The sequence below is a fragment of the Bowmanella denitrificans genome (assembly GCF_039522935.1).
Taxonomy (GTDB): Bacteria; Pseudomonadota; Gammaproteobacteria; order Enterobacterales; family Alteromonadaceae; genus Bowmanella; species Bowmanella denitrificans.
On sequence record NZ_BAAAEI010000001.1, the window covers coordinates 221,615 to 243,954 of the forward strand.

The 22,340-nt window shown below is 51.9% G+C and carries 16 protein-coding genes; 7 read left to right on the forward strand and 9 right to left on the reverse strand.

Going from position 1 to position 22,340, the window contains the following annotated elements:
* Window positions 1-12: 12 nt before the first annotated feature.
* Window positions 13-1,269: a sensor histidine kinase gene (locus ABD028_RS00840; RefSeq protein ID WP_343840568.1), complete on the forward strand. Its 1,257-nt coding sequence runs from the start codon at window positions 13-15 to the stop codon at window positions 1,267-1,269.
* 834 nt (window positions 1,270-2,103) lie between these two features.
* Here ABD028_RS00840 and ABD028_RS00845 read toward each other — a convergent pair.
* Window positions 2,104-3,033, reverse strand: coding sequence for a response regulator (locus tag ABD028_RS00845; RefSeq protein ID WP_343840570.1), 930 nt, complete (start codon window positions 3,031-3,033; stop codon window positions 2,104-2,106).
* A gap of 122 nt (window positions 3,034-3,155) precedes the next feature.
* On the opposite strand from ABD028_RS00845, the gene ABD028_RS00850 reads away from it, so the two are divergent.
* Window positions 3,156-3,986, forward strand: coding sequence for a hypothetical protein (locus ABD028_RS00850; RefSeq protein WP_343840573.1), 831 nt, complete (start codon window positions 3,156-3,158; stop codon window positions 3,984-3,986).
* A 23-nt stretch (window positions 3,987-4,009) separates the two neighbouring features.
* Here ABD028_RS00850 and ABD028_RS00855 read toward each other — a convergent pair whose 3' ends face one another.
* Both ABD028_RS00855 and ABD028_RS00860 read right to left on the reverse strand, forming a co-directional pair.
* Window positions 4,010-4,216 carry a helix-turn-helix transcriptional regulator gene (locus ABD028_RS00855; RefSeq protein ID WP_102796475.1) on the reverse strand — a complete coding sequence of 69 codons (207 nt, stop codon included), beginning with the start codon at window positions 4,214-4,216 and terminating at the stop codon, window positions 4,010-4,012.
* A complete protein-coding gene (locus tag ABD028_RS00860; RefSeq protein WP_343840579.1) occupies window positions 4,209-4,649 on the reverse strand; it encodes a hypothetical protein in 441 nt (146 codons plus the stop codon). The genes ABD028_RS00855 and ABD028_RS00860 overlap by 8 nt, the downstream gene beginning before the upstream one ends.
* A gap of 185 nt (window positions 4,650-4,834) precedes the next feature.
* Between ABD028_RS00860 and ABD028_RS00865 the strand changes: the two genes are divergently transcribed.
* The 3 genes from ABD028_RS00865 to ABD028_RS00875 all read left to right on the forward strand — a co-directional run bounded on the left by ABD028_RS00865 (window position 4,835) and on the right by ABD028_RS00875 (window position 9,562).
* A complete protein-coding gene (locus tag ABD028_RS00865) occupies window positions 4,835-6,754 on the forward strand; it encodes a S9 family peptidase (RefSeq protein WP_343840582.1) in 1,920 nt (639 codons plus the stop codon).
* An 83-nt stretch (window positions 6,755-6,837) separates the two neighbouring features.
* Window positions 6,838-8,097, forward strand: a complete 1,260-nt coding sequence (locus ABD028_RS00870; protein WP_343840585.1) for a DUF2254 domain-containing protein — start codon at window positions 6,838-6,840, stop codon at window positions 8,095-8,097.
* A gap of 91 nt (window positions 8,098-8,188) precedes the next feature.
* Window positions 8,189-9,562, forward strand: coding sequence for an aldehyde dehydrogenase family protein (locus ABD028_RS00875; RefSeq protein WP_343840588.1), 1,374 nt, complete (start codon window positions 8,189-8,191; stop codon window positions 9,560-9,562).
* A 661-nt stretch (window positions 9,563-10,223) separates the two neighbouring features.
* Here the strand turns inward: ABD028_RS00875 and ABD028_RS00880 are convergent.
* From ABD028_RS00880 to ABD028_RS00895, 4 genes are all read right to left on the reverse strand, one after another.
* Window positions 10,224-11,504 carry an alanine racemase gene (locus tag ABD028_RS00880; protein WP_343840591.1) on the reverse strand — a complete coding sequence of 427 codons (1,281 nt, stop codon included), beginning with the start codon at window positions 11,502-11,504 and terminating at the stop codon, window positions 10,224-10,226.
* Window positions 11,504-12,931: a D-arabinono-1,4-lactone oxidase gene (locus ABD028_RS00885; RefSeq protein ID WP_343840594.1), complete on the reverse strand. Its 1,428-nt coding sequence runs from the start codon at window positions 12,929-12,931 to the stop codon at window positions 11,504-11,506. Before ABD028_RS00885 ends, ABD028_RS00880 begins: the two co-directional genes overlap by 1 nt.
* Window positions 12,921-13,253, reverse strand: a complete 333-nt coding sequence (locus tag ABD028_RS00890) for a c-type cytochrome (RefSeq protein WP_343840596.1) — start codon at window positions 13,251-13,253, stop codon at window positions 12,921-12,923. Before ABD028_RS00890 ends, ABD028_RS00885 begins: the two co-directional genes overlap by 11 nt.
* Window positions 13,254-13,533: 280 nt before the next feature.
* Entirely contained in the window at window positions 13,534-14,187 is a 654-nt protein-coding gene (locus ABD028_RS00895) for a TetR/AcrR family transcriptional regulator (RefSeq protein WP_343840599.1), read from the reverse strand.
* Window positions 14,188-14,390: 203 nt separating this feature from the next.
* Between ABD028_RS00895 and ABD028_RS00900 the strand changes: the two genes are divergently transcribed.
* Window positions 14,391-16,718 carry a TonB-dependent receptor gene (locus tag ABD028_RS00900; protein WP_343840602.1) on the forward strand — a complete coding sequence of 776 codons (2,328 nt, stop codon included), beginning with the start codon at window positions 14,391-14,393 and terminating at the stop codon, window positions 16,716-16,718.
* 87 nt (window positions 16,719-16,805) lie between these two features.
* On the opposite strand, the gene ABD028_RS00905 is transcribed toward ABD028_RS00900, so the two are convergent.
* Together ABD028_RS00905 and ABD028_RS00910 are read right to left on the reverse strand one after the other, a co-directional pair.
* Window positions 16,806-17,111 carry an Mpo1-like protein gene (locus ABD028_RS00905; protein WP_343840605.1) on the reverse strand — a complete coding sequence of 102 codons (306 nt, stop codon included), beginning with the start codon at window positions 17,109-17,111 and terminating at the stop codon, window positions 16,806-16,808.
* 6 nt (window positions 17,112-17,117) lie between these two features.
* Window positions 17,118-18,797 carry a methyl-accepting chemotaxis protein gene (locus tag ABD028_RS00910; protein WP_343840608.1) on the reverse strand — a complete coding sequence of 560 codons (1,680 nt, stop codon included), beginning with the start codon at window positions 18,795-18,797 and terminating at the stop codon, window positions 17,118-17,120.
* A gap of 579 nt (window positions 18,798-19,376) precedes the next feature.
* Here ABD028_RS00910 and ABD028_RS00915 point away from each other — a divergent pair.
* Window positions 19,377-22,340 (forward strand): TonB-dependent receptor, encoded by a 2,964-nt coding sequence (locus ABD028_RS00915; RefSeq protein ID WP_343840611.1) that lies wholly within the window; start codon window positions 19,377-19,379, stop codon window positions 22,338-22,340.

Sequence of the window (22,340 nt, forward strand, 5' to 3'; positions counted from 1 at the left end):
GAGTGAAGTTTAGTGGGCCTGAATAAACCACAGCCTCTCAAAATGTATCGCCACAGTTTACGCAAGCGTGTCGCCATTGCCTTTGCCATCTGCGTTGCGGTACTCAGTTTGGCCTGGGGATTCGCATTCTTCGCCGCCATCAGGTTGAGTGAAGATCGGGTGCTAACCCAGCAGTTGCAGGTTGCCGCCAACAGCTATCCCGTTATACCAGCGAATCTGCGCGGCTACGATACGGTTACCAGCCTGCCGACATCGCTGCAGGCATGGGCACAATCAAATCCGGCGGAAGGGTTATACGAATTCGAAGCCGAAGAGTTGCATGTGGCGGTCATCGCTGGCGACAATCAACAACGGGCCTTTGTGGTGTTCGACGTTGCCGGGATTGAGGCGGCATCGTCAGAGGACTGGTGGTTGCTGCTGGTGATCAGCGCTGTTGTGGGTACCCTTGGTGTGCTGGGTTTCGGGCTGGGTGTGCTGGTCATGCGCCAGGCAGTTGCCCCGGTGGCGCAGCTGGCCACCGAAGTGGCAGAAATCGACGTACAACACCTGTCGGCTGAAGACTACAAACGCATAGAATCCAGCCGCTTTGGCGATGATGAAGTTGGCGTACTGGCAGCAACCATTGAGAGAACGCTTGAACGTATCAGCGCTTTTGTAACCAGGGAACGCTACTTTACCAGTTCCGCCAGCCACGAGCTGCGCACGCCTATCACTGTTATTACCGGCGCACTTGAGCTGCTGGAACACAGCGAATTATCATCCAGCGACAGAAAAGCGCTGGATAGGGTGCGCCGAGCCACCCTTGATATGAAAACCACCATTGACATGTTTTTATGCCTGGCCCGCGAAACTGACGACGGCTTATATCACCAGCAGTTTTTCGTCACGCCGCTGGTGAGCAACGCCATAGACCAGCAGCGCCATCTGCTAAGTCGCAAGCAGATCGATGTTGACGTCGATCATCTGGCTAACCCAAGCATCAGCGGCCATCCGCAGGCTTTTGCTATCGCAGTGAATAATCTGGTACGTAATGCGTTCGAGCATACCCTCACCGGCCAGGGGCCCATCACGATTCGCATTAAAGAGCATGAGCTGTTAATCACCAACCAACTTGGCGGTGAGGCTGATGAGCAACATATGCCGACCGAGGCGTCACCGCAGGGCTATGGTCTGGGGCTGGGTATTGTACAACGATTGTGTGAGCGTAATGGCTGGTCGTTTTCACTGCACGCCGATGAAAAACGCGTGGTCGCCCGCCTTTCCTGGTAACAACGCATCAGTTAAAAAATACCAAAAAACACAGAGGCACAGAGAACACAGGGTGGTTGGGGGTTATGGCCACTCTGCGCGCTGTTCTTTGCGCCCTTAGCGTCTTTGCGAGAAGCCTTTGTTATTCACCGCCGAGACGCAGAGAACGCTGAGTTTTCAAGGGCATAGATTGAAAGATCTCCTGTTTTTCTCTGGGCCCTCCGCGGCTCTGCGGTGAAAATAAACTTGCTCAAAAGCATAAAAAACCACAGAGGCACGGAGAAACACAGAGTGGTTGAAGGTGGGTTACCGGCGGGCTTTTCTTTGCGGCCTTAGCGTCTTTGCGAGAAGCCTTTGTTATTCACCGCCGAGACGCAGAAGTATAAAAAACCACAGAGGCACGGAGAACACTGAGTGGTTGGGGGTTGTGGCCACTCTGCGCGCTGTTCTTTGCGCCCTTAGCGTCTTTGCGAGAAGCGTTAATTAATTCACCGCCGAGGTATGAAAAATACCTAGCTTTCAATAGCATAAAGTGAAGGTCTCCTGCTTTTCTCCGTGACCTCTGTGTCTCTGTGGTGAAAATAAATCTGCTCAAAAGCATAAAAAAACACAGAGGCACGGAGAACACTGAGTGGTTGGGGGTTATGGCCACTCTGCGCGCTGTTCTTTGCGTCTTAGCGTCTTTGCGAGAAGCCTTTGTTATTCACCGCCGAGGCGCAGAGAACGCTGAGTTTTCAAGGGCATAGATTAAAAGATCTCCTGCTCTTCTCCGTGACCTCTGTGTCTCTGTGGTGAAAATAAATTTGCTCAAAAGCATAAAAAACCACAGAGGTGCAAAGTTTCAGGTTAATAAGATCAGGATACCTGGCGTCTGGCCGGACGACCAACCTGGGTACTGACAATGCTCAGTCGCCCCTGCCCCAAGCCTTTAATATGCACTAAGCCGTCCATACGCAAGTGCTGAGGTTTGGCATAAATTTGTTCCATTTTGCTGAACGTTTTGGGCACAAAGCTCAGGTTTTTCAGCGTCAGGCTTTTACGGGTTTGCTTATCCAGCAGCGTCATGGCCACGCTGGACATAATTTCCTGGCATTGGTCCATCATGGCTTTATTAACGGTTTTATCCGCCAGCATGCCACTGATCTCTGCCAGTAATGACGGGCATTTTGCCGTTGCCAAGGTATAAGTACCGTGTAAATCAAGAATGCCCACCGCTCTTATTTTGCGGGTATCAGGGTCTTCAAATAAGGCCAGTAACAGTGGCAACAACTCTGGCGAGTAGGCTAAGGGTTCAACAGGGGTAAAGGTGACTTCAGCACTGAACATACCTTGCAGCACAGTCTGTAGCTGCCGGGCATTAGGTAGGGCAACCCCATGGTCAACACCGGTCTGATTGTTGAGCATGCTTTCCGATTCTTCGGCCCCTTGTACCAGCGGCAACAACGCTTTGTGCAGGGCGGCATCTTCAAACGGCTTATTCAGAATAAATTTGGCACCTTCGGCCATGGCCTGGCCAACCAGTTGCTGGTTATTCTCGGTGGTGACAAACCCCACCTTGATGGGCAGGCGACGGCGATTGATTTCCTGCAGCAGTTCCAGGCCAGACATCATCGGCATATGCCAGTCAGATAACAAAATATCAGGCTGCCATTTACCGATCATTTCGAAGGCTTCTTTAGCACCACTGGCCAGTTCAATCTGCAACGTACGATAACCGAATTTCTCCAGGCCCCGACGTACTATTGCCCGCATTGCCGCGCTGTCATCAACGATTAGGATCTTCAAAACAACATACACAAAATTAACTACTGGGCGACATTATATGCACTTTTTTTACCTTCCCATAAGCAAAAATAACGCTAATATCCATATTCTATCGTTTATCCCTATATTAAAAATGTAAACACATGTGGTCACTTGAAAACTTGTTTCGTTCCGATGTCTGGAAAATTCTCGCTATTGATTTGGGATTACTGACCATTGGCGGCTGGTTTGTGATTATCTGGATGATTATTCGCGAATGCCGGTTGTTGTTTGGTCAAACTCAGCGCCAGGATAATCAGGCGGTCAGTCAGGCCCTGGCTTTCTGTCAGACCGCCGTGGATAACGCCCTCGAGCGCTTTAACCGCCAGGCAGAATTGCTCAGCGAAGTACTGAAAGTACATGAGTCTCTGGAAAAACAAACGCGGGATATCCGCTTGGATAGCCAGGGTGACAGCCAAGCAAGCAATCCCGAGCAAGACCAGAAACTGGAAGAGTTGACGACCAATTTAAAAAAATCTCATGCCTTAATCCGTAAATTACGTACAGACTTGGATCAAAGCCAGAGTCGCCTCAAACAAACCAAACAAAAACTCTTTGAACAATTTAGCAAGCTGGATGAAGTGACCAGAGAGAATGCTCAGATACGCGCTAAAGTTGAAGAGTTACAACAAGATATGTCTGAAAGCATTACATACGAGGAGTTTGAGCAGGCCAATGAGCAATTCGCCATGGAACGCGAGCGCCTGCAAGAAATGGCCAACAAATATCGCGATGAAGTGGCCAGACTGAATCAACGCCTGATTCAGTCTGCACCAAATCAAACTGAACTGGGCAGGCTTAAGCAGCAATCGAAGGAAGCACAGGACAAACTATCGCAAAAAGAGCAGGAGCTATACCATATCAAGCGCGAGAAGGAATTCCTGGAAGGTAAATATCTCGAGCTGTTAAACCAGATTGAAGACCCACCTGCTTGAGAATTGCCTGATGGCGTAGCAGCCTACTCCATCAGGGTAAAAATACTCTCAACCGGCACATCAAAGAAACGGGCCATTTTTAAGGCAATGACCACCGAGGGTGTAAAGCGCCCGGTTTCCACTGTGCTGATGGTCTTGCGCGATACGCCAATGGCATCAGCCAGTTCCTGCTGCGACACCTTACGCTGGGTACGCAGCTTGTGAATATGGTTGTCCAGTTGCTCATTCATTCTCGGCCCTCAAGCCTTTCAGTACAGGCAGTGCATAGGCAATAAGCAACACCGCACCCAATGCTGCGCTGATACCTTGCCCGGAAACCAGTTTGTCGCCTGATGTAGCGCCAAAGGTCGCCCCCAGTGCTATCGAAATCATCAGAAAGGCATGCTTACAGGCACGTTGATGAAGGTGGTTGGCAAATTCATCCTGAAATTCGCCGTACCAGACGGCCGTTTTAATATTGCCAAAGCAATCACGTATGGTGACTAACATACAAACAAGCGCTGCCAGTACGGTGGCCGCATATAACCAGTTGGCGAATGCAATATCAAACCATTTATCCAGGCAGACAATAACCAGCACTGCAGCCATAACCAGGCTGCAGATGGCATTACGCTTAAGATACTGTTGCTCACGTTCATAGAGGGAAGTGGCTTTATTTGGCATATTCTGTTTCCTTTTCAATAATGTTGTTATTTGATACCCCTGGGTAACCTTTGATACCCAAGATAAACAAATGATACCCAAAGGTTACACTAAGGCAAGTTTTATTTTCAGACAGCAATAGCTTGACTAAGCCGGTCAGTATTTATACAAAACCTTGTGGAACTGCAAAAAATACAAGGATCACTATGAAACCCCGTCACTATTGGTCTGCCCTTTGCTTGAGTGCGGCCTTGCTGGTCGGCTGTCAGAGCACCAAAACACCAGCACCCCAACCCAATGCCGTACAAGTACAACCTGTGCAAATCCCTCAATACAGCGCGCAAAGCTTTTTTGATACGGTGACGCTGTATGGCTCATCCATCAACCACAGCAACAGCCAGGTGCTGGTCAGCAGTGATGCCAGTGGGGTATTTAATGTCTACAGTTACCCGCTGGATGGCAGTGCGCCTACTCAGTTAACCCATTCCAACACCAATGCCATCAGCGCTGTCAGTTGGTTCCCCGCGGATAACCGCGCACTCTATACCTCAGATCAGGGCGGTAACGAGCTGCATCATCTCTATGTGCTGGAAGAAGACGGCAGTAGCCGGGATATCACCCCAGGGGAAAAGCTCAAAGCGCAGTTTATGGGCTGGCATCAGGACGATATTCATTTTTATGTGGCCACCAATGAACGGGATGCCAAGGCTTTTGATCTGTACCGTTACGACAGCGAAGACTACGGTCGCACTATGGTGTTTGAAAACATTCAGGGCTGGGAGCTGGGCGACATCAGTAACAATGGAAACTGGCTGGCGTTGATGAAAGTGCATAGTAATGCCGATGACGATATTTATGTGGCTAACCTGCAACAGCCTGCCGCACCACCTCTGCATATCACCCCCCACCAGGGTAGAGTGAGTCACACCGTGTTTAGCTTTACCCCAGACAGCGATGAGTTAATTTACGGTAGCAACGCCCAGGGGGAATTTACCCAGGCCTGGTCCTATAACCTGTTGTCCGGCCACCGCCAGTTGCACTATGCCGATAACTGGGATGTATCCTTTGTGTACTTCTCAAAAAACGGTCGTTATCAGGTTGTCGGGGTTAATGCCGATGCCCAGACCAAGCTGTCTATTCTGGACACCCATAGTGGCAAACAATTACTGTTACCAACCCTGCCAGCAGGCGATCTACGCGGTGTGAACTTCAGCCGTGACGAACAGCACATGGTGTTTTACGTCAATTCGGATATTTCCCCATCTAACCTGTTTAGCTGGCAGCTTGGCAGCCCAGCGGCCAAACAGCTGAGTCAGTCGCTAAATCCACACATTGATGCTGCCAATCTGGTCAGCAGCGAGGTGGTGCGTTACCCGAGTTTCGATGGCCTGACTATCCCCGCCATTCAATTTAAACCGCAGCAGGCCAGCGCCAACCATAAAGTACCAGCCATACTCTTTATTCATGGTGGACCGGGCGGACAAACCCGCAAAGGATACAGCGCCTTGATTCAACACTTGGTCAATCATGGCTATGCAGTACTTGGGGTAAACAACCGCGGGTCATCGGGTTATGGTAAAACCTTCTTTCATCTGGATGACAAACGCCATGGCGAGGACGACTTACAGGACATAGTGTATGGCAAAAAGTATCTGCAAAGTCTGGATTGGGTGGATGGCGAACGCATCGCGGTGATGGGTGGTAGCTATGGCGGCTACCTGACCATGGCCGCCATGGCCTTTACCGATGAGTTTAAGCTGGGCATCAACATTTTCGGCGTAACGAACTGGGTACGTACATTGGAAAGCATTCCGCCCTGGTGGGAAAGTTTTCGCCAGGCTTTGTATGACGAACTGGGCGATCCGGCCACCGATAAGGAGCGATTAACCCGCATTTCTCCGTTGTTCCATGCAGATAAGATTAAACACCCGGTGTTGGTGGTGCAGGGCGCTAATGATCCCAGAGTATTGCAGGTAGAAAGCGACGAAATGGTGGAAGCCATACGCGCGAATAATGTGCCGGTGGAATATGTGTTGTTCGCCGACGAAGGCCATGGCTTTCGCAGCAAGGCCAACCGTATCACAGCGCAACAGGCCTATTTGCAGTTTTTGCAAACCCATCTGTAACCAGCAGTGTGCATGGCCCGCAATGGCGGGCCTTGTGTTTATGTTATGCTGCGACGCATATTCTCCAGCCATAAGGACGCACCATGGTCAGCCGTATGACATTCTGGGCCAACCGACTGTCTGAACGTTTGTGGGTGCGCCCACTGTTAATGTGTCTGCTGTCGGTGATTGCTGCATTTACCGCCCAGTGGCTGGGTAGCGGCGGCCTGGCGGTTTACCTGCCCACCATCAGTCGTGACAGCCTGGAAACCCTGTTGTCGATCATGTCATCCAGCATGCTGGTGATTGCAACCTTCTGTGTCGGTTCTATGGTGGCGGCTTATGCCAGTGCCGGCACCAGTGCCACCCCGCGTTCCTTTGCGTTAGTGATTGCCGATGATGTGTCGCAAAACGCGCTGGCCACCTTTATCGGCGCCTTTATCTTCAGCGTTGTGGCCATAGTGGCGGTAAAAAACAACTTTTATCAACAAGGCGGCCACTTTGTGTTGTTTTGCATGACGCTGTTGGTATTAGCCGCGGTGATTGTCACTTTTGTACACTGGGTTGACCGTATCGCCAGACTGGGCCGGGTTAATTCCACCATAGAAAAAATAGAGGCAGCCACCGCCAAAGCGTTGGCTCACCGCAAACAAGCGCCGCTGTTAGGCGGCATTGCCATAGGGGAATTATCCGGCCCGCTCGTAGACATTCATGCCAGCAGCCCTGGCTATATTCAGCGTATTGAAATGGCCAGCTTACAAAAGCAGGCTGAGCTGCAACAGGCCATCGTCAGATTACAGGTGGTACCGGGCAGTTTTGTTTTCCCAGGCCAGGTGCTTTTACAAGTGAGCGGCGCCAACTCATTAGATGAAAGCTGTGTCAGTGCCTTACAGAATGCCTTTGTACTGGGCAGGAGCCGGACCTTTATTGAGGACCCCAGGTTTGGTCTGGTGGTGCTGTCGCAGGTGGCATGTAAAGCCCTGTCCCCGGCAGTTAACGACCCTGGCACCGCCATTGACGTACTATCCAGTTTCGCCCGTTTGTTCAGCCAGTGGAGCGAACCACTGCCGATGGAAGCACTTGCACCCTGTAAATTTGATAAAATTCAGGTCCCGCAATTGGCCATAATGGAAATGTTCGACGACGCCTTTAATGCCATTGGCCGTGATGGTGCCGGCTGTATCGAAGTGGTGCTTAAACTGCAGAAAACCCTGGCATCGCTGGCTGACTGCCCTGTGCCCGGAATGCGTGAAGCGGCCCTTCATCATGCCAGTAAGGCGCTGACCCGCTCTGATGCATGCTTGACACTGCAAGAGGACAAACAGCAGGCTAAAGCCGCGGCGGCCTTTCTGTCAGACAAGTAATTGGACATAAGACCAATAACAGTTACCCGCCACTTGTTCCATTGCAGGGAATAGCATAATGTAAACACCTGTTTGAACTGCGGAGACAACTATGTCTGTGGAAATGGCGAACCTGGTAACCGGTCTGAGAAGTTTTTATCGCAGTGGCGCAACCAAGCCGCTGAACTGGCGCCGCCATCAGTTACAGCAATTACTGAGTATGACCCAGACCCACCAGCAGGACATCGTGCAGGCGCTGAAATTGGATCTGGGCAAAGCTGAACAGGAAAGCTGGCTGGCCGAAATCGGCTTTCTGGAAGACGACATTAACCACAGTCTCAAACATCTGCAAAAATGGACTAAACCACGCAAACTGTCCACCCCCATGGTGGCGCAACCCGGTAGCAGTTGGCTGCAACCCGAGCCCCTTGGCGTGGTGTTGATTATCGGTGCCTGGAACTACCCTTTTCAGTTACTGCTGGCGCCGTTGGTGGCCGCTATTGCTGCGGGCAACTGTGCCGTGGTGAAACCTTCAGAACTGGCCGTGCACACCAGCGCCCTGATTGCCTCGCTGCTGCCCCGCTATCTGGACCGACAGGCTTATGCGGTGGTGGAAGGCGGGGTGCAGGAAACCACTGATGTTCTGACACAACAGTTTGACCATATCCTGTATACGGGCGGGGAAACCGTCGGCAAAATTATTATGAAAGCCGCCGCTGAGCACCTGACCCCGGTAACCCTGGAACTGGGCGGTAAAAGCCCCTGTATCGTCGCCAGTGACTGCGATTTAGATGTAACTGCGGCACGTATTGTCTGGAGTAAATGGATGAATGCCGGGCAAACCTGTGTGGCCCCGGATTATGTGTTGGTGGAACACGCCTTTGCTGACAAATTAATCCAGGCCATTCAGAACAAAATCACCGTCTTCTACGGTCACAACCCGGCAGACAGTGACGACTACGGACGCATTATCAACCCACGTCACCTGGCGAGGCTGCAATCTTACCTGCAGGATCAGGACGTGATATTCGGCGGTCAGGTCGACGAGCAGCAACGCTATATGGCACCTACCCTGGTGCGCAATCCAGCCATCGACAGCCCACTGATGCGGGAAGAAATTTTTGGCCCCATCCTGCCAATTGTCAGCCTGGATAACATTGCCCAGGCCAGCGACTTTATAAACCAGCGCGCCAAGCCTCTGGCCCTGTATTTGTATAGCCGTTCAGAGTCATTGCAGCAGCAGATACTGACAAGTACCAGTGCCGGTAGCGTGTGCATCAACGACGGCATGATGTTTATGGCCAATCCAGACCTGCCCTTTGGTGGCGTAGGTAATAGCGGTATGGGCCGTTATCATGGCCGCTGGGGCTTTGACACCTTCAGCCATTTAAAGGCCGTAATGAAACGCAGCACCTGGTTTGATGTGAATTGGCGCTACCCGCCATTCAGTGCCGGAAAAATGAAACTGCTGAAAATGATAAAGTGAGCGACTGTGACTGGGGGTGAACGCCCCCGGATGAGGCTAACAAACCAGAACCATCAGAGTGACAATACCTTCAACCACTCTGCGCCTCTGTGGTGAATAACAAAGGCCTCTCGCAAAGACGCTAAGGCCGCAAAGAAAAGCCCGCCGGTAACCCACCCTCAACCACTCTGTGTTCTCTGTGCCTCTGTGGTTATTTATATTTTGACTTAATTCGTTTTCACCACAGAGGACACGGAGAAGAGCAGGAGATCTTTTAATCTATCCCCTTGAAATCTCTGCGTTCTCTGCGCCTCGGCGGTGAATAACAAAGGCCTCTCGCAAAGACGCTAAGTACGCAAAGAGAAGCCAGCAGAACCATCTTCCCTTAGACAACTCCGTGATCTCTGTGCCTCTGTGGTTTTTTGTATTTTTAAACTGATACGTTCTTACCGCAGAGCCGCAAAGGGCTCAGAGAAAAACAGGAGGTCTTTTAATCTATGCCCCTGAAACCTCTGCGTTCTCTGCGCCTCGGCGGTGAATACTAGTGCCTTCTCGCAAAGACGCTAAGGCCGCAAAGAGAAGCCCGCGGATAACCACATCTTCTAACACTCTGTGTTCTCTGTGCCTCTGTGGTTACTGGTATTTTTTTAAACTAATACGATGTCACCACAGCGAGACGCTTTTAGTCGCCAGCGAGTACCGGCCAGCGGGCCACTAGCTGGCCGCCGCATATGGCCAGTAAATCGCCAAATTGCAACAACACCGCTTCACTTTGCAATGGCCGCAGATAGACCCAGTCATCCACTTCCAGTGGCACTTGCCTGGAGCCGCTTAAACCTTGCTGATTGGAGCTGTCGTACAGGCCATTAAAAGTCAGTCCCGGCGGTGACCAGGGCGTGGCCAGCCATTTGCCGCCATAGATAAAAAAGCTTACCTGCTGATTAGGATCCCACCAGGCTGCCAAATCTCCCAGCCATTCCTGGGTTGGTACGCCCAGATTGGGCTGCTTTTTTAACACCCGGGTGGCGATGATGGCGGCCGGACTAAACTCATTGAGTATAGGTAAATCAAAATCTGCCGGTTTAAGCAGGCAGGAGCCCACCGACAGATCGTTGACCCACTCCACCTGGCCATAACGCAAGAACGTTGGGCTACCAGCGCCATTAAAGCACAACCGCTGTTCAAGCCAGTGCGGGTACGCCTGGCGAATTTGCTCCACATATCCCTGATATTTTTCCTGCACCCGGGTAAATTCACGCTCACCTAAAAAGCCGGGAAGTTTGCTGACATGGGCGTCATACCCCATTAAGCCGGCAAATTGCAGATGCTCTGGATTGGCCGCCACCAAATCCAGGGCCTGGCGGAATTGACCGGGGTGATTAAAGCCGCCGCGGTGCAAACCCACATCTATCTCAAAATTGACCCGCAACCTCTGCCCTTGGGTTTTGGCCAGTTGCAGGTACTGCTCCAGCCGGGGCAGACTATCGATGAGCCATTGCAACTGCTGCTGTGGCACAAAATCCTGTTGAGTCTGGTCAAAAGACTGGTAAAAAGCCCTGGCCGAGGCCACCGGCATAGGTTTTCCAAACAGAATGTCGGCGTCAGGCTGGCGCTTGACCAGAGCCTGTAAAAAAGGCAGGTGAAACACCATATAGGCATGGGTATGGGTGCGTTCGGCAATGTAATCCAGCAGGGCCGGGCTAGGCAGTGATTTCACCACGATGCGGTAAGTTTTATCCGGCTGTTTCTGAAAAAAGCGGTTCAGTGCTGCCAGGTTGCTATCTAACCTGTCCAGATCCACCAGCAACGACGGATGACTAATGGCGGCGCGATTCAAAACATCCGATATACCATTAAAATAATCATCCGCGGCAGCGGCACTGTCCCAGGGTTTGGCCAGCCAGGCTCCGCCTAGCACTGCAGCACCGACACCGGCTTTTAAAAAGGTTCTTCTGCTTGTCATCAGCTAATGACTCCCAATACCTGTTGCAGATGCGTATTCAGTAGTTTTCCGCTTGGATCCAGACTTTCCCTGAGGGCCAGAAAGTCTTGCCAGTGTTTAGGGTATAGGGCCGCCAACTGTGGCGCTTGCAGTGTGTGGATCTTACCCCAGTGCGGCCGCCCGTCGTAGCGATGGAAAATGGGTTCAATCTCGGCAAAGAAGGGGCGGTAGTCCAGGTCGCCAAACTGGTGAATAGACAATACCGCACTGTCCCGCCCCTGATACATGGACAACATAATATCGTCGCCTTTGACGTGGCGATATTCGATGGGAAAACAGGCCGGTAGCCTGCGTTTTTGAATGGTTGCCAAAACCTCACGCAGGCATGCAGGCCCGGCTTCCACTGGTATGGAGTATTCCATTTCACAAAAACGCGTGGTTCTGGCATGCGCCAGTACGCGATAGGATGCGCCGCTGCGGATCACCGGCGGGTTGCCACCGAAGGCCTTTTCCAGCAACCAGGCATAAAGCGATTCCCCTACCCCGGGCAGCCAGGAAACAGATTCAAATACCTGCCGAAGCTGGTTCAATGCACCTGGGTCGTCTTCGCCCTGATTAGCATCACCGGCGCTTGCCTCATTCGTGGTAACAGAGATACCCAATGGCGAATAGGGCAAGGCGAAAAGCTCAAAATTGCGGTTTTGCGCCATTCGCTGGTCCAGCTCGGCCAGCATCTGTTCCAGCGGCTCAACCTGGCTGACCTCGGTCAACTGATAGGCGGGTTGGCATTGCAGGTTAACGCGTGTCACTATACCCAAGGCGCCCAGATGTGTGCATGCCGCCTTAAAGATATCCGCATGACGGTCTGCACTGACATCCAGCAATCGCCCATCCAGGGTCGCCAGGGTCAGTCCCGCCACTTGTGTGGACAAAGAGCCAAAGTTTTTACCTGTGCCATGGGTGGACGTCGCAATAGCGCCGGCCAGCGATGGATAATCCATATCCGGCAGATTCACCGTGGCCAGCCCGACACTTTCCAGTAACGGCCCGAGATTGTGTAATCGGGTACCGCCCCACACCTGCGCCTGCTGTTTTTCGGCATCATGGCTAATCAGGCCGGACAGATAGTCGGTAGTCAGTAAGGTATCGTCGGTGGGCACTAATGCGCTGAAGGCGTGGCTGGAGCCAACGGCCCTGACCGTACCTTTGGCGTTAACTAGCCCTTCCAGCAACTGCGCTTCGTTGCGCGGCGCCAGGCGCTGAGCCGGATAACAGCTATGATTTTTACCCCAATTGATCCAGGGCAAAGACTTACCCGGCACAAAAGGTGCTTGCAGTTGCGGCGCAGCAGGATTGCGTGAACAACCGGTCAGCGGCAAGGCCGCCCCGGCTGCCAGGCCTTTTAGCATAGTGCGTCGGCTAATTTGTGCCTGAGATTTATTGTGCATCACTGTCCTCCCCGGCATCACCCAGCATAAAGTCGATAAGGGCTTGCATATCCTCTTTTGTGCAGGAACTGCAATAGCCCATCGGCGGCATGCCACCAATCCCTTCAATACTGTTTATCAGGAGCTGTTCGCGGCCCTTTTGCAAACGCGCCTGCCAGGCTTTTGTATCGCCTAGCAATGGTGCACCGGTATGCGGCATGGCATGGCATTGCAGGCAGTTAGTACCCAACAGTTGCATCTGTTCGGGTGTAACCTGAGCCTGTGCGGCGAAGGCGGTCAAGCTGGCAATCATCAGCATGATGCGTCTGGCGGGCAGGAGCATAAGTGCCTCAGCAAAAAACATTTATTGGACGAACGTCCAAATTACATAATTGGCGGATGGCTTGTCAATAAGTTGTTAAATCTGAGTTTTGCTGTCGGAATAAATTCCGACCCACTGTGGGTTGGGCTTAAGCCCAACAATAATGGAATACAAAGACTAGCTGCCTTGTTGGCGGGCCGCTCAGTATCTTGCTCTCTTGCTCTCTTGCTCTCTTGCTCTCTTGCTCTCTTGCTCTAAGGAGAATATATGCAATGGCTGTATTTAGCCTATGCTGATGCCTTTAGTGTATTTTTTCTGCACTAAATAAACAGCCAAATAAGCGTTTCAGGCACTGATGCACAAAGGCGGCATCGAATTCCCGGCCACCATTGGCATGGGCAAACTCCATCTGGCTGATGGCGGCAAGGATAAGATGAGCATCCTGCCAGGGCATAGCACTGCCAAAACGCTGGCAAACCGACTCAATCATTTGTAATTGCATATGAGTAAAGGCCTGAATCTTGGCTGCCAGCGGCGGGGCAATGTTAAAGGCATACACAAAATGGCTTTCCACCCCAAGCTCTCGGCGTCGCTGCGTGACCCCGGCCTGAATATGCTGAGTCAGAAAATCAGCCAGTTGCTCGGTCAGTAACGTCATCTGTGCTGCATTTATCTGCCCTTCAGGCAACTGACATTGCTGATCAATACTGGTCCGCACTTTGTCACGATACGGCTGGGTTTGCTCGACAAAACGATCAAAGGCCGCTTCCACCAGTTTGTCCAGGGTGCCAAAGTAGTAACTGGTGAGTGACAGCCTGACCCCGGCGCGATTGGCAATAGTGCGGTGAGACAATGCGGAAAGGCCTCCCTCGGCAATAAGATCCAGCGCAGCTTCAAGTATTTTGCTGCGGGTAATTTCACTTTTAGCTGCCTTTTTATCCGCCTTGTCTGTCATGCCGTATCCTGTCTGTTACAAAAGTCTGACGTTATCCAAGCCCCAAGGACCAGTCAAGCCGCTTTCTCCGTCAGGCTATGCCGGTGCCCAACAACAAATCCATAACAAATCATTGACATACCCACTACTCAGAAATTAAATTGGACGAGTGTCCAACAAAACATACCGACCACTCTGGCCGGACGCACGCAGGAGAATCCGCCATGCCCGTTAGTTTGAAATTCAGTGCTGTGGCACTGTCCACCAGTCTGGCCCTGGCTCCGGCCTGGGCGCAGGATGCCCAACCGGCTGACGAAGGCGCGCTGGAAGTGATTATGGTATCGGCACAAAAGCGTAGCCAGAGTGTCAAAGAGGTACCCATTTCCATTACCGCCATCCCGGCACAGAAGCTGATCGATAACAATCTCAGCACCGCAGAGCAGCTTTCCAGTAATATCGCCAACTTTTCGGTAGGCCAAACCGGCCAGGGCTTTGCCATCAATATGCGAGGCCTGGGATCTGGCTCCAACCAGGGCTTTGAGCAGACCGTCGGCACTTACGTAGACGGCATTTATCGCGGCCGAGCGCAGCTGATGCGCAGCAGTTTTCTGGATGTCCAGCGTATAGAAGTGCTGCGCGGCCCGCAAAGCACCTTATTCGGTAAAAACACCACCGCCGGGGCGCTGAATATTGTCACCGCCAGACCCACAGACGATCTGCGCGGTTATCTGCATGGTGCATATGAGCTGGACAATGGCTACAGCGTGGAAGGGGCAGTTGGTAATGCCCTGACAGACAACCTGCAAGGGCGCATTGCGGTAAAGATCATTAGCGAAGACGGTTTTTTGCGCAACGACCTGATGAACCGTGACGAAGTCGCCAGAGATACCCTGCTCGGCAGAGTGTCGCTGGCCTGGCAGCCAGCCGATGACATCGAGGTATTATTTCGCTATCAGTTTGACCGTGAAGATTCAGACGGGGTACGCAATGCCCAGCCCGTCGCTGAATCCGTATATTTAAACGGCACAGCACAGTTGCCGGATTACTTTGGCGACCCACGCCAATATGTTTTAGACGATGTCACCCAAAAAGGCCTGCGCGAGCTGGGTGAAGACGAAGGCACCGACTATCAGGCCGATCACCTGACCCTTGACGTGCAATGGCAACTTGGCGATCTCAGCCTGACGTCCGTCACTGGCTGGCAACGCTATGACTTGGCCCTCACCAGTGACGGCGATGACAGCCCAGCCCCGCTGGTGTATCGCCAGTACAATGATGAAGAATATCGCCAGCTCAGTCAGGAGCTAAGACTGACGTCCGACTGGCAGGGACCACTGAATTTTATTGCCGGTGCTTACTATCAGGATTCTGAGCTGGATTTTGCTGAGGCGTATCGAATCTACCCCCTGAATGCGCTGGGGCCGCGTGATTACCAGAATGATTCAGATACCTGGGCCATATTCAGCCAGTTTGACTATAGCTTCAGTGACAACTGGCAGGCGACCTTAGGGCTGCGCTACTCCCAGGAAGACAAACAAGGCAGTCGCACCCTGACGTTGGTGGAGCTGTCCAGCGGACAGGCCATAGCCGGGCAGGCGCTGGTCAATGTACCGGATATGTTGCAGGCCATGGGGCTGCCCGAACAACTTCCGTCCGACATCTATCTGGGTATTCTGGCCAGTGAATTGCAACTGGAACAACATGGAGTAAAGGGTGAGCGCACCGAAAAGGCCTTTTCGCCAGCACTGAATGTGAAGTATAAGTTCGACGGCGGCATGCTGTATGGTGCAGTGTCCACCGGTACCAAAGCCGGTGGCTTTGATGCCCGGGCCAATGTGGCCAGGGACTGGGAGTTTGAAGACGAGTCGGTGGTGGCCTATGAGCTGGGCGCCAAGCTGACTCTGGATGATGGCAGCGCTGATTTGAATCTGGCCTTGTTCAATATGGAATTTGAAGATCTGCAAACCTCCACCTTTGACGGCACTGCTGGCTTTTTCGTTGAGAATGGCGGTAAATCCACCAGCCGCGGGGTGGAGATGGATGGGCGCTGGCAATTTGCTGATAATTGGCGTTTGTCAGGCAACCTGGCCTGGCTGGACTTCAGTTGGGACGAATTCAAAGGCGCTAAGTGTTTCTACAGCCTGATGTATACCCCGGATAATATGGCAGCCGACGGTCAGTCCTGCGACTTATCCGGTAAAACCGGCGCTTTTGCCCCTAAATGGTCCGGCTCGGTGGATCTGGATTACATAGTGGAAGTCGGCGACGGCATGGAGCTGAAGGTGAATCTGCAGAATCAGTTCAAATCCATGCATTACACCAATTATGACTTAAACCCCTTTACCGCCCAGGGCGGCTACAACAAGATTAATCTGCGGGTCGCGCTAGCCGATTATGTGAACGGCTGGTCGGTGGCTTTATTAGGCAAAAACCTGACCGATAAAACCACCATCAACTATTCCACCGATATGTCTTTCGGGCCTGTGGGCATGTATAGCATTTATACCGAACAGGGTCGCAGTCTGACCCTGCAGTTTGGCTATCAGTTCTGATACCCTCTTCGGCGTGGCAAAGCCTTGTGCCTGTCACGCCGAAAACAACAAGTTGACTGCCAGTATAATGCAGACAATATCCGCAATTCAGGCTTTTAAGCGCCCCAGCAGAATATCCTTAAACATCACCCAGTCCCCCATCAGACTGTACAAAGGGTAACGAAATGTCGCCGGCTTGTTATGCTCAAAAAAGAAATGCCCTACCCAGGCAAATCCATAGCCCACCAAAGGCACCAGCAGCAGCGTCCAAAGCACCCCGCTGAGCAGGCTATAGGCCAGTAGCGCCAGCACCAACCAGGAGCCGATAAAGTGCAAGCGGCGGCAAATCAGATTACGGTGCTCTTTCAGATAGTACGGATAGAACTCGCGAAAGCTCTGATATTCTTTATTCATACAACCTCAGGCTCTTAATTTGAATCGGTTGACCTCTTCGGTAAGGGTTTTGGCAATATTCAGCAACTCCCCGGATGAAGATGACACAGAGCGGCTTTGCTGGTTAGCCACTTCCGACCCATCACGAATAATAATCAGCCGCTCGGCAATATCATCGGACACCTTGGCCTGTTGCTCCGAGGCTGCGGCAATAGACAGATTCATATCGTTGATATGTTTTACCAGTGCCTGAATATCTGACAGCATTTCCCCCACTTTCTGGGAATTATCCACGGCCAGACGGGCATTTTGATCACTGTTGTTAATACGCTCAGAAACCGATTTGGTCACTGACTGCAAAGCGTCGATTTTACTTTGAATTTCGGTGGTGGACTGTTGGGTACGCTGCGCCAGAGTTCTTACCTCGTCAGCCACCACGGCAAATCCACGCCCTTGGTCACCGGCACGCGCGGCCTCAATGGCGGCGTTCAGAGCCAACAAGTTGGTTTGTTCAGCAATATTGTTTATCACATCCAGTATCGCTGCCATGTCCCGCACTGAACTCTGCAAATCCTGTAAACCTTCGGTGGCGGAGCGCAACACTTCCGATACCTGCTCAACAGAACCAACACTCTGCACTACCGTTTGCTGGCCACTGGTGGTCATATCATCGGCCCGTGACGCCGAATCAGCCGCCTCATTGCAGTTTTGTGCCACTTCCTTTACCGCAGTGGAATTTTCGTACACCGAACTGGAAATCATCTCAATGGCATTATTTTGTTCTTCACTTAACGCCGCCGACTTTTGTGCAATATCACTCAGCACCGCTGAGGCTTTGCTGGCCAATTCAGCCTGAGAGCGTATCTTGCCCAGCAACTCACTGAGCTTGTCTATCATCAGATTAAATGCTGCCGCCAGTTGTGCCAGTTCATCAGAGCCGGGCATACTGATTTGTTCGGTCAGATCCCCTTCGGCTATCCGCACGGCCTTGGCGATCAGCGAACGGCTGGTGTGCACCACGCGCTTTTCCAACCACCAGTAACAGAGGATCAACATGGCAATAATCACCACCACCGCCAGTACACTGAGCATACTGAAGTTGTCGGCACTGGCCTGGGTGTTATCCAAGGCCTGCTGGGACGATTTGTCGATGGCAAGAATGAATTTCTCTACCGGCGCTTTGATTTTTTTGGTTTCCCGTTCGTAAGCCTGGTTATGCAACATATCCACTGCTTTGAGCCAGCTTTGCCGCTCGCTGTCATCCAAGGTGGTGATGTCTTTATGCCTGAAGGGCTCAACCAGCTCAAAAGCGGCCACTTCGGTATTAACCAACGCCATGGATAACTTATTTGATTCTTCCAGATAGACCAACTCATCACTGCTGATGCCCAGAGCCCTTAACCGATCCAGATACCCGGTGGTTTGTCCGTCGTCCCATTTGGCATTGCCCTGAATCTGTTCCACCAGCAGGTTGTATGCATTCAGATATTGGCTGTCCAGGGTGACCACATAATGTCTGGCCAACATGGTTAACATGGAAGAGTTGGTGGCTGACAACTTGGCCAGGTGGCTGGATTGGTAGCGATACTCCGCAGCTTCAAAACTGTCAGCCAGGTTCTGCTTAAGCAACAACACAATTAACAGTAATAACGCAGCAACGGCAATAGTCACGCCAAAGGCTATTCGCAGCAGGTTCTTGATGGTCATAGAGTGGTCCTAACTTAATTTTGCGTGTGACATACCCAGGACCTCCTGTCCTTCAACCTTTATATTCAAACGAGAACAGTTCCATATTCAGAAACCGGGTATAAAAGGCATCAGAATCAATTACTAACCATAGCAGCTTTTAGCAAAGCGCAAGGCCATGTACGGATAAAATCAGCATGTTTGCCATTTAGCCTCTGCTCTTTCGGTAACCCGTCGTTTAATCAGCCCGGCAACGAATTAACAATTTAAAAACACTTGCATTACAACACAAAACAATCTAACTTAATGAAAGCGCTTACATGTCTGTTAAAACAGTTAACATAAGTTGCCCTCAAACTTACACACTCTGTCACAGGCCTTGCTGTTCAAGTGTATTAGCCGTTGTGGACCGAACCCGCAGCAGCCATTAACCTCAGACCCAAAGGTTAAATTTATGTTACACTTGCGATGTTCAGCCAGCGCGGGATGCATCTGGGTAGGCGGCGCCACACGTTCAGGTCAGGCGCTTTTTTCTGACCAAGAATTGTAAGCGCTTACAAAACAAGATAAATCGATGTCACAGGTCACATCGGGGGACACATGAGATACAACAAATTCAATAAAACCCGGCTGGCTACCAGTCTGTCGCTAATTTTAGGGGCCACCATCTCCCCAGCCTTCGCTCAGGAACCCGCTCAGGCGCAAGGTGCAGAAGATGTGGAAGTCATTCAGGTTTCCGGTATTCGCAGCAGCTTGATTCGCGCCATGGACGTAAAACGCGACAGCAAAGGCGTGGTAGATGCCATTACAGCTGAAGACATGGGTAAGTTCCCAGACACCAACCTGGCGGAATCCCTGCAACGTATCACCGGCGTCTCCATTGACCGTTCAAATGGCGAGGGCAGTAAGGTAACAGTGCGTGGTCTGGGACCAGACTACAACCTGGTGACCCTGAATGGTCGGCAAATGCCAGCCTCCTCACTTGAAGCCACTGTGGCATCATCATCCCGTTCATTTGATTTTGCCAACCTGGCTTCCGAAGGAATTTCAGGTGTTGAAGTGTATAAGACCGGACGCGCCGACGTGCCAACCGGCGGCATGGGTTCCACCATCAATATCCTTACCACCAAACCTCTGAATGCGCCCGGCATGAAAGCCACGTTTGGGGTCAAAGGGGTTATTGATCAATCCAGCGATGAAGGCGATTCCATCACACCTGAATTTTCAGGTCTGTACAGTAATACCTTTGCCGACGATAAATTTGGCGTGGCCATTTCCGGCTCTTACCAGGAAAGACAAAGCGGTAACGCACAAGCCACATCCGGCGGCTGGCGTACCTTCCCCGGCGATATTAACGGCTGGGACTGGGGTGGCGGCAAGGCCGAATGGGGTGGTCTGATTCCTGATGGCGACGACGCCTACCAAAACTATCCCACCGCCGATGACGTGTATTCCGTACCGCAAAGCCTGGGCTATGCCTTCCATGAGGTGAAGCGCACCCGTACCAATGGTCAATTGGTACTGCAATACCGCCCGGTAGATACCCTGACCACTACACTGGATTACACCTACTCCAAGAACGAGGTCGACGACCGATACCACGACGTTTCCGCCTGGTTTAACTTCGGCCCCTCCACCGGGGTATTCTCTGACGGTCCGGCTGTTGCACCTATCATCTACTCCGAAGCTTTTGCCGATCCGGGCGATCTGGCCATGGGTGCGGGTAAGTTTGCCACGGTCAATGAAAACAAATCACTGGGCCTGAATATTGAGTGGCAAGCCACCGATAACCTGCAGCTTGAACTGGATGTGCACGACTCATCCGCAGAATCCAAGCCTGACAGCCCATTTGGCAGCAACAACACTATTGGTATGGCAACCTGGGTGCGTGACGTCACCACCGGGCACTTTGATACGCCACTGCCGGTATTGGAAATTGCCTATCCGGATGGCTTTAACGGTATCCAGGCTGAGGATATGCGCGTCACCGGCAGCTCATTCCGCAACAGCCAGATGCGCAGCGACATAACCCAGGCACAAATTAAAGGCACCTACGTATTCGACGAAAGCATCGTCAAGAGTATCGACTTTGGTGTCAGTAGCTCGGAAGTGAAGAATCGTTCTGCTTATTCCAATGTCCAACAGGACAACTGGGGGGGCTTGGGTGAAGCCGGAGATATTGACCTCAGCGCCTTCTCGTTAGATTCCATCGGCCATCACTTTGATATGGGTGGCAGCGATTCCTCGTTGCTACTGCAGCAATACTTCCGCTGGGACTTCGATACAGTGCGTGCCATCGCTGCGGAAAAATATGGCAATCTGGGGCAAACCGGTGATTGTGGCAACTCTTTCTGTTCCTCTTCGGTGATGACTACAGACCGTCGCACCACGGAAGAGCAGCTTGCCGCCTATGCACAGGTTAACTTTGAAGGTGAATGGGGTGACAAGCCTTACAACCTGTCGGTAGGCGTGCGCTATGAGAAAACCGATGTCACCTCCAGAGCGCTGGTGCCTACTTACAGCAATATTGCCTGGGCCGGTGATAACGAATTCAATCTGGTGGCCACCGGGGATCAGGAGTTTACTGAACTGAGCGGCGATTACTCCAACGTTCTGCCCAGCATCGACTTTGACATTGAAGTGATTGATGACGTGGTAATGCGTGCGTCAGTGAGTAAAACCATTGCCCGCCCAAGCTATGCCGATATCCAGGGGGGGCAGACAGTTGATGCCCTGATCCGTATTGATGGCGGTACAGGTCAGCGTGGTAACCCAGGACTTAAACCACTGGAGTCCACTAACTTCGACCTGTCGCTGGAATGGTACTACGATGAAGGCAGCTATGCGTCGGTGGGCTACTTTAAGAAAGACACCAAGAACTTTGTCGGCCGCACCACGGTGGAAGAAACCACCTTTAATCTGCCGCACCCAGCCCAGGGCGCAAGATATGCAGAAGCCGTGGCAGCCGGCGCTGTGGGTAACACCGCCATTCGCGAGTACATTAAACAGAATTATCCCGAAACACTGGATGCCAACGGCTTTATTCTGGGGGTAACCGGTGATGCCATTGCCACCTTTGATATCACAATTCCGGTTAACCAGGATGATGCCAAACTGGATGGTTTCGAACTGGCGGTGCAACATCTGTTTGGTGAGAGCGGGTTTGGCTTTATTGCCAATGCCACCTTCGTAGATGGCGATTTTGACTATGACAACAGCAGTCTGGGTGAACAGTTTGCTTTGCTGGGCATGAGCGACTCCTACAACCTGATTGGCTTCTACGACAAAGACGGTTTGCAGGCCCGTATTGCTTACAACTGGCGTGACAAGTTCCTGTCCAACACGGTGAATGGCCAGGGCCTGCAGAACCCCACGTACGTGGAAGACTACGGTCAGTGGGACGCCAACGTCAGCTACCAGTTGACCGAGAACCTGACCCTGTTTGTTGAGGGATTAAACCTGACCGATGAATACACGCGCAGCCATGAGCGTAATTCATTGCAACTGGTGAACCTGACCCAGACAGGTCGTCGCTTTAATATCGGCGCGAGATACAACTTCTAA